This window comes from Bianquea renquensis (assembly GCF_014384895.1).
Taxonomy (GTDB): Bacteria; Bacillota; Clostridia; order Lachnospirales; family Bianqueaceae; genus Bianquea; species Bianquea renquensis.
Map to the genome: position 1 here is coordinate 1 of NZ_JACRSQ010000097.1, position 954 is coordinate 954.

Annotated in this window: 1 protein-coding gene; it reads left to right on the forward strand. The window is 45.4% G+C overall.

Translation table 11 applies throughout. The features are described from left to right. Positions 1-279 precede the first annotated feature (279 nt). A partial coding sequence (locus H8730_RS17415) for an IS110 family transposase (RefSeq protein ID WP_249290313.1) occupies positions 280-954 on the forward strand: 675 nt, incomplete at its 3' end.

The window sequence follows — 954 nt, forward strand, 5'->3', positions numbered from 1 at the left end:
GACTCCTCCTAATATATAAGTGTAGGGTTTCAGTACCCAACAGCCAGTTGGGACTTAATCCTCTCATTGTTTAAGCTGTATAATGATTAGGCATCGGTCTGACGCCAACTCCCAGGACCATTAGCGTCCGTAAGAAAGCCTGTCAGCCAGCCTGTCATTGCAGCCGTTCGATTTATGCAGGTTGAACTACTACTGTATGTTCGTTTGATACCCCAGCAGATGGAACCGGCAATGAGAAACGCTGGAATCCATGCAAATACACATTTGGAGGTCCATAGAATGTACAATGCAGTAGGTATTGATATTTCAAAGGGTAGGAGCACCGTTTCAGTTCTGCAGCCTGGCGGTACTGTAATCCGTAAACCCTTCCATGTTTCCCACACATCCCAGAGCCTTCATGAACTCACTGAGTATCTGGGTTCATTAGATGGCAGTACCAAAATCGTTATGGAATGTACAGGCAGATACCATGAACCTGTGGTAAAGGCTCTCTCGGAAGCTGGATTGTTTGGTTCCGTTGTCAATCCGCATCTAATTAAAAACTTTGGCAACAACTCCCTGCGCAAAGTCAAATCCGATCCGGCGGATGCTAAAAAAATTGCCCGCTATACTCTTGACAACTGGACAGAGCTGCGTCAATATTCAGGTATGGATAACACACGCACTCAATTAAAAACTTTAAATGCTCAATTCAGCTTCTTTATGAAGCAAAAGGTCGCTGCAAAAGCAAACCTGATCGCTCTTTTGGACAACACATATCCCGGTGTAAACAAACTCTTTGACAGCCCTGTCCGCCAGGATGGAAGTGAAAAATGGGTGGATTACGCGTATTCTTTCTGGCATGTGGACTGTGTCCGCAAGATCGGGGTAAAAGCCTTTACAGAACGTTACAGGGCTTTCTGTAAGAAGCACCACTATATCTTCCAGCCCGACAAGCCTGAAAAGCTGTTCCAT